This window comes from Cellulosimicrobium cellulans (genome assembly GCF_001722485.1).
GTDB classification, from domain to species: domain Bacteria; phylum Actinomycetota; class Actinomycetes; order Actinomycetales; family Cellulomonadaceae; genus Cellulosimicrobium; species Cellulosimicrobium cellulans_A.
Window position 1 is genome coordinate 1 of the sequence record NZ_LWGL01000207.1, and the last position, 4887, is coordinate 4887.

Annotated in this window: 6 protein-coding genes and 1 pseudogene; 5 read left to right on the forward strand and 2 right to left on the reverse strand. The window is 73.7% G+C overall.

The genetic code is table 11. The annotated features are described in order from the left end of the window. A pseudogene (locus JZ5iCDA_RS19785) lies at positions 1-108 on the forward strand (superoxide dismutase); the annotation flags it as partial. An 89-nt stretch (positions 109-197) separates the two neighbouring features. Here the strand turns inward: JZ5iCDA_RS19785 and JZ5iCDA_RS15590 are convergent. Beyond that, a complete protein-coding gene (locus JZ5iCDA_RS15590; RefSeq protein ID WP_069387981.1) occupies positions 198-941 on the reverse strand; it encodes an SDR family oxidoreductase in 744 nt (247 codons plus the stop codon). Between the two features lie 168 nt (positions 942-1109). Here JZ5iCDA_RS15590 and sigJ point away from each other — a divergent pair, with 168 nt between their 5' ends. Beyond that, positions 1110-1985, forward strand: coding sequence for an RNA polymerase sigma factor SigJ (gene sigJ, locus JZ5iCDA_RS15595; protein ID WP_069387982.1), 876 nt, complete (start codon positions 1110-1112; stop codon positions 1983-1985). On the opposite strand, the gene JZ5iCDA_RS15600 is transcribed toward sigJ, so the two are convergent. After that, positions 1972-2682, reverse strand: a complete 711-nt coding sequence (locus JZ5iCDA_RS15600) for a metal-dependent transcriptional regulator (protein WP_069387983.1) — start codon at positions 2680-2682, stop codon at positions 1972-1974. The two genes, sigJ and JZ5iCDA_RS15600, sit on opposite strands and share 14 nt — an antisense overlap. Positions 2683-2810: 128 nt before the next feature. Between JZ5iCDA_RS15600 and JZ5iCDA_RS15605 the strand changes: the two genes are divergently transcribed. The 3 genes from JZ5iCDA_RS15605 to JZ5iCDA_RS15615 all read left to right on the forward strand — a co-directional run. Further along, entirely contained in the window at positions 2811-3155 is a 345-nt protein-coding gene (locus tag JZ5iCDA_RS15605; protein WP_069387984.1) for a PadR family transcriptional regulator, read from the forward strand. Further along, on the forward strand, positions 3152-4105 hold the full coding sequence (locus JZ5iCDA_RS15610; RefSeq protein WP_069387985.1) for a permease prefix domain 1-containing protein: 954 nt from the start codon (positions 3152-3154) through the stop codon (positions 4103-4105). The genes JZ5iCDA_RS15605 and JZ5iCDA_RS15610 overlap by 4 nt, the downstream gene beginning before the upstream one ends. A 67-nt stretch (positions 4106-4172) precedes the next feature. After that, on the forward strand, positions 4173-4887 hold a 715-nt coding region (locus JZ5iCDA_RS15615), incomplete at its 3' end, for a ClpX C4-type zinc finger protein (RefSeq protein ID WP_139123156.1).

A 4887-nucleotide genomic window follows, 5' to 3' on the forward strand; every position in this document is an offset into this window, starting at 1 on the left:
CGCGCCGACTACGTCACCGCCTGGTGGAACCTCGTCAACTGGGCCGACGCCGAGGCCCGCCTCCAGCGCGCGAAGACCCAGACGGCCGGGCTCATCGTCCCCGCCTGACACCCCGCACGCCGACGCCGGACCCCGGGTCGCGCACCGGTCGACCTCCCGACCGGGCGCGACCGGGGTCCGGTGCGTCCGTGCCCCTGTCAGCGTCCCCGGCGCGCGAGCCACTCCGCGTAGGTCTCGGTCCCGAGCGCGGCCCCCGGTCCGGGGAGCAGGTCGCCGCCCGCCATGGCGCGGCCGAGCGCGCCGGGGAAGCGCACCTCGACGACGCGCTGCCGCCGGCCGCGCGCGTCGAGGTAGGCGCGCACCATGTCGGCGAGGCGCTCCTCGCGGGGCCCGCCGAGCTCGCCGGCGTCGCCGACGGAGTCCCCCAGGGCAAGGTCGACGAGCGCGACGGCGAGCTCGCACGTCGAGACCGGCTGCGTGCGCATCCGCGGGACGAGGACGAGCGGCCCGAGCGTCGTCCGCTCCACGGTCTGCGCGGCGAACTCGTGGAACTGCGTGGCCCGCAGGACGCTCCACGGCACCGTCCCGGCGCGCACCGCGCGCTCCTGCGCGACCTTCCCCGCGTAGTACCCGCCGGGTGCCGCGTCGACGCCGACGATCGACAGCGCGACGTGGTGCCGCACCCCGGCGCGGCGCCCGGCGGCGAGCAGCGTGCGCGTCGTCGCCTCGAAGAACGCCCGGGACCGGCGCGCGCTGAGCGTCGTGACGCCGCCGACGTCGATCACCGCGTCCACGCCCCGGAGGTCCAGCCCGGTCCCGGCGACCAGGTCGACGCCGCGCGAGCGGCTGAGGACGAGCGGTTCGTGCCCCAGCTCCTGCAGCCGCGTCACGACGTGCGTGCCGACCGTGCCGGTCCCGCCGGCGACCGCGACCCGGGTCATGCCGCCACCGCGCGGTACGGTGCGCCGAGGCGCGGACGGATGCCGGCGAGAGCTGCCGGCCGGTGGGCTGCCGGCCTGGGCGGGACGTGTGTGCTGGTGATCCTCATGCACGTCTGACGACACAGGACCTCAGGACGTGAGGTCGGGACGCGGAGAGGGGTCAACGGGGTGGACGCGGCCGAACGACGACATCTGCTCGGCCTCGCGTACCGCATGCTCGGCACGGTCGCCGACGCCGAGGACGCCGTCCAGGAGACGTACGTCCGCTACTACCGGCTGAGCGACGCGGAGCGCGAGGCGATCGTCGAGCGGCGCGCGTGGCTCACGCGCGTCGCCGGACGCGTCTGCCTCGACGTGCTCGGGTCCGCGCGCCGGCGCCGCGAGCACTACGTGGGCGAGTGGCTCCCCGAGCCCCTGCCGGCCCACGCCGAGGGCTCCCCGGACCCGCTCGAGCGCGTGAGCCTCGACGAGTCCGTGAGCACGGCGCTGCTCGTCGTGCTGGAGACCCTCACGCCGGCCGAGCGCGTCGCCTGGGTGCTGCACGAGGTCTTCGCGCTCCCGTGGGCGGACGTCGCCGAGGTCGTGGGCCGCTCCCCCGCCGCGTGCCGCCAGCTCGCGACGTCCGCGCGGCGACGGATCCGCGAGGGCCGCGCTGTCGCGACGCCGCGGGCCCGGCACGACGCCGTCGTGCGCACCTTCGTCGACGCGTGCCGTGGCGGCGACCTGTCGGCGCTGCTCGCCGTGCTCGACCCCGCCGTCGAGCTCCGGTCCGACGGCGGCGGCGTCGTCACGGCGGCGCGGCGCCCCGTGCTCGGTGCCGACCGCGTCGCGCGGTTCGTGCTGGGGACGATCGCCAAGAGCCCGGACACCGTCGTCGTCGAGCGCACGACCGGCGACGGGACCGGGCTCGTGCTCGAGCGCGCGCGAGCCGTCGTCGGCGTGGTGAACCTCGGCGTCGCCGGCGACGCCGTGTCCGACGTGTGGATCGTGCTGAACCCGGAGAAGCTCGGCGCCTGGTCCGCCCCGGCGGTCAGTCCGCCGTGACGAAGAGGTGGCGCGCGACGTCGTCGGGCAGGTCGAGGACCGTGGCGGACCCCTCGCCCGACACCGTGGCGCCACCGATCGAGGGCGTCACGACCAGCGGCCGGTGCGGGAACACCCCCGCCTCGGCGAACCGGGCGAGCAGCTCGTCGTCCACCTGGACCGGCTCGGCGATGCGCTGGAGCACGACGCGCGTCTGCTGACCCACCGGCACGCGCTGCGACGCGAGATGCACGGGCAGGGACACGACGCCGTCGAGGTACTGGACCTCGGGCAGCTCCTCGCCCAGCTCGCGCAGGCCCGGGATCGGGTTGCCGTACGGGTCGTGCGCGGGGTGGTCCAGGAGCTGGATGAGCCGGCGCTCGACGAGGTCGCTCATCACGTGCTCCCAGCGGCACGCCTCGTTGTGGACGTGCTGCCAGTCGAGCTTGATGACGTCCGTGAGCAGGCGCTCGGCGAGGCGGTGCTTGCGCATGACACGGACGGCCGTCTGCTGGCCGAGCGGGGTCAGCTCCAGCTGGCGGTCGCCGCCCACGACGACGAGCCCGTCGCGCTCCATGCGTGCGACCGTCTGCGAGACCGTCGGGCCCGAGTGGCCGAGCCGCTCGGCGATGCGCGCGCGCAGCGGCGGGATGCCCTCCTCCTGCAGCTCGTAGATCGACTTCAGGTACATCTCGGTGGTGTCGATCAGGTCGGTCACGAGGCCTCCCGGGCGGCGCGCAGATGGGTGAGACATCTTCTCTGGAACCGTTCCAGTCTACCGGTCCGGCGGGCACACGATGTTGTGCCTCTTGTGCATACTGTGTAACACACACTATGGTGTGTCGCATGGTCGATCCAGAGATGTCCGCCGCGCACAGCCAGGAGGTCCGGCGCGGCTCCGTCGTCGTCGCGAGCCTCCTCATGCTCCGCACCCCCGGCTACGGGTACGGGCTGCTCGAGGCGCTCGCCGCGGCCGACCTCCCCGTCGACGCGAACACGCTCTACCCCCTCCTCCGGCGCCTCGAGAAGCAGGGTCTGCTCGTCAGCGAGTGGAACACCGACGAGGCCCGGCCGCGCAAGTTCTACCGGACGTCCCCCGACGGCGAGCGCCTCGCCCGCGCACTGCTCGACGAGTGGACGACCATCTCCCGCAGGCTCCAGACCATCGACTCCGAGAGAGGCCGGCCATGACGCTCACCGACCGCTACGTCGCCGCGACGCTGCGGACCATCCCCGAGGACCGGCGCAGCGACATCGAGCAGGAGCTGCGCGCGTCCATCGCCGACGCCGTCGACGCGCAGGTCGCCTCCGGCGCCGACCCCGAGGCGGCCGAGACCGCCGTCCTCACCGACCTCGGCGACCCCGACCGGCTCGCCGCCGACCTCGCCGGCCGACCGCTCTACCTCATCGGCCCCGAGCTCTACCTCGACTGGTGGCGCCTGCTGAAGGTCCTCCTGTGGATCGCGCCGATCCCGGGGATCATCTCGCTGACGGCCGCTCTCGTCGGCGGCGACGCCGTCGGCAGCTCGATCTTCTCCGGCCTGTGGACGACGGCCGTGGTCGCCCTCCAGATCGCGTTCTGGACCACCCTCGTGTTCGCCCTGCTCGAGCGCGACCGCCGCACGCGCCGGAGCGACCTGTCGGGCCCGTGGACCGTCGACCGGCTCCCTGCCGTCCGAGAGCGCCGCGACGTGTCGCTCGGCGACACCGCGGCGTCGCTCGCGGTCCTCGTCCTCCTCGTCGCCGCCGTGTTCGTCCAGCGCTCGCACTCCTGGTACCGCACGGCCGACGGCGACCCCGTCACCGTCCTGGACCCCGGCCTGTGGCCGGTGTGGGTGGGCGGGCTGCTCGTGATCGTCGCGGCCGACGTCGCCATCGAGGTCGTCAAGTACGCCCGTGGGCGATGGACCGTCGGCCTCGCGGCCGCCAACACCGTCACCGCGCTCGCCTTCGCCGTCCCGGCCGCGTGGCTCGCCACGGAGGGGCGACTGGTCAACCCGGCGTTCCTCGAGGCGTCCGGTGGCGACGAGGTCACGTGGCTCCTGCCGGTCCTCGTCCTCGTCATCGTGAGCATCGCCGTCTGGGACGTCGCCGACGGCTGGGTGAAGGCCCTGCGGCACCGGCGTGCCGCGGCGCTGTAGCGGCAGGCCGTGGGGGTGGTGGCGGCTACGATCGGCGCTCTCGGCACAGACCTGACCGGAGGCACCCGTGGCACCCACCGACGGCAGCGGCACGACCGGCGACCGCCCCCGTCGCCCTCGTGCGGCGGAGTCGCTCACCTGCTCGTTCTGCGGCAAGTCGCAGAAGCAGGTCAAGCGGCTCATCGCCGGCCCTGCAGGCGTCTTCATCTGCGACGAGTGCGTCGCGCTGTGCCTGGAGATGATCGAGGAGGACCGCGAGCCGGAGAGCACCGACGTCGTCACCGGTGACGGCCGCCTCCCCACGCCGCACGAGATCTTCGCCCACCTCAGCACGTACGTCGTCGGGCAGGACCCGGCGAAGCGCGCGCTCGCCGTCGCCGTCCACAACCACTACAAGCGCATCCGCGCCGCCGCGGCCGCCGCGGAGGCGGCCGAGGCCGGGGAGGATGCGCCCGACGACGGGCTCGACGACGTCGAGCTGGCGAAGTCGAACATTCTGCTGATCGGTCCGACGGGCACGGGCAAGACGTACCTGGCGCAGACGTTGGCGCGGATGCTGAACGTGCCGTTCGCGATCGCCGACGCCACGGCGCTGACCGAGGCGGGGTATGTCGGTGAGGACGTGGAGAACATCTTGTTGAAGCTGGTCCAGGCGGCGGACTTCGACGTGAAGAAGGCCGAGACCGGGATCATCTACATCGACGAGATCGACAAGGTGGCGCGCAAGGCGGAGAACCCCTCGATCACCCGGGACGTCTCGGGTGAGGGGGTGCAGCAGGCGT